The following is a 1843-nucleotide window of genomic DNA, read 5'->3' on the forward strand; positions in this document are numbered from 1 at the left end:
GAACTCGAAGTCGGCGAGCACATCCTCATCGAGGATTACCAGTCGGTCGCGGTTTGGCACGGCTGCGTGACGCGCGCCGGCGGCAATCTCGTCGTGCTCACCGATGAGCACCCCCCGCCCGTCGATCTGAAGCCGAATGCTCCCGTGCGCGTGTGCTTCAGCGAACAACGCTGGCTCACAAAGGTCCGCGGCCGCGTGCTCGAACGCGACAACCACACCGTCAAGATCCTCCTCGTCGGACAAGACGAGCGTGTACAGCGCCGCGCTCACGTACGCGCGCCACTCCACGAGTCCACGCGAGTCACCGTGACGCGCCGAGACGTCGAGCCCCAAGAGGTCGACGCCGACATCGTCGACGTCTCCGAAGGCGGCTTTCAGCTCCGGTCCCAAGCACCTTTCTTCGTCGGAGATGCTGTCCAGCTGACCTGCACCCTCAACGCCACCAGTGTGCAACTCACCGGCCAGGTCGTCCGATCATGGCGCGACGCCGACCATCACGTTGCCGGCGTTCGAGCGATACGGCTCTCGCCGGCCGCACAGAGCAACGTCGCGCGATACGTGATCGAAAGCAGCCTCGTGGCCCGCCGAGCCGACGCGCTCGGCAGCCGCCGCGCGATCGCGCAATGAACCAAGCCCGATAGACAACCAGCCCGCGGCGGACACGTCGACGCGGGCTCAGCCGGTCTTCGCACGTACCGCTCCCTCGCCGCGGGCCAACATCAGCACCCGACCCCTCCAACTGCTTCTCGCGGTCACGCCCGGTCGCGTCCGCGACGGGCAGTTCACCCGTAACCCGCTAGGAAACCTCCGGACGTGAGATCGACCGCGCGACCAGCCACGGCCGGCCAGTCAGGTGTCCCAGAACACCTCGCCCCTAATCCCGGCATCCCCTGTCTCCTAACGCCGGCTCTGAGGCGCATATTCGGCACTCGCCTGCACCGACGCACGCCTATCTACGACACCTCGGACATCCGCGACCAGCCCTCGGGCACCTCGACATTGACGATCTCGGGAACGGCGGCGAGGTAGCGGCCGAGCTCGCCCATCGCCTTTTGGAAGTGCTCAGTGCCGGTGTGCAGATCGCCGGCCGCGCGATCGACGAACGCCTCGACGAGCACGTACATGTTCGGATCGTCGACGCTCCGGTACCAGTCGAAGCAAACGTTGCCCGGTTCGGCGCGCGTCGCCTCGGTGAACTCGGCGATGAGCGACGGAAACTCGTCCGCATACTTGGGCTTGATGGGATTCTTGACGACGACGAGGATCATGAGGACCTCCTAAAGGGACAGCGGCGTCAATCGGCGGTCTCGCCGAACGCGCCGGCGGCGCGGGCGGTGGCGATGCGGGCGACGTCCCAGCCGAGCACGTCGTGCAGCACCTGCTCGGTGTGCTCGCCGACGGTCGGGGCCATCGTCGGCATCGGCAGGGTCTCGTCGACGAACTTGATCGGCGTGGGCAGCATGTCGGCCCCGACCTGCGAGGCCGGCAGCCACGGCATGCGATCGCGGAACTGCGGATCGTCGGCGATGGTCTTGGGTGTGTTCGACGGCGCGATCGGCGTGTTGTGCTCCATGCCGAACGCGATCCATTCCGCCGAAGACTTCGACGCGAAGATGTCGCGCAGGATCGCGCGGAGCTCGGTGTTGCCGCGCGCGTGGTCGCCGAACTTCGCGCCCGGCCAGCGCTCGAAGAGATCGGAGCGACCGACGCCTTCGCAGAAGTTCTTCCAGAACTCGCGCTCGGAGGCCATGAAGAGCACGAACCCGTCGGTGGTCGCGTAGAACTGGTAGCGCACGCCCGATTCCATCCCGGCGGTGCCGGGCGCGCGGCGTTCGAAGTTGTC

Annotated in this window: 3 protein-coding genes; 1 reads left to right on the forward strand and 2 read right to left on the reverse strand. The window is 66.8% G+C overall.

All coding sequences use genetic code 11. The features are described 5' to 3' along the window. Positions 1-627, forward strand: a 627-nt coding sequence (locus WCA10_RS22725; RefSeq protein WP_472824820.1) for a PilZ domain-containing protein, incomplete at its 5' end; no start/stop codon positions are given. Positions 628-953: 326 nt separating this feature from the next. On the opposite strand, the gene WCA10_RS22730 is transcribed toward WCA10_RS22725, so the two are convergent. Beyond that, positions 954-1268: a putative quinol monooxygenase gene (locus WCA10_RS22730; protein ID WP_472824821.1), complete on the reverse strand. Its 315-nt coding sequence runs from the start codon at positions 1266-1268 to the stop codon at positions 954-956. A 26-nt stretch (positions 1269-1294) separates the two neighbouring features. Then, the coding region (locus tag WCA10_RS22735; protein WP_472824822.1) for a CoA transferase at positions 1295-1843 on the reverse strand (549 nt) is incomplete at its 5' end.

The sequence above is a fragment of the Occallatibacter sp. genome, assembly GCF_049582745.1.
Lineage (GTDB): Bacteria > Acidobacteriota > Terriglobia > Terriglobales > Acidobacteriaceae > Telmatobacter.

Bases quoted from the DNA above. Each gene is read 5' to 3' on its own strand.
- WCA10_RS22730 (WP_472824821.1), bottom strand. From the start codon at position 1,268: ATGATCCTCGTCGTCGTCAAGAATCCCATCAAGCCCAAGTATGCGGAC.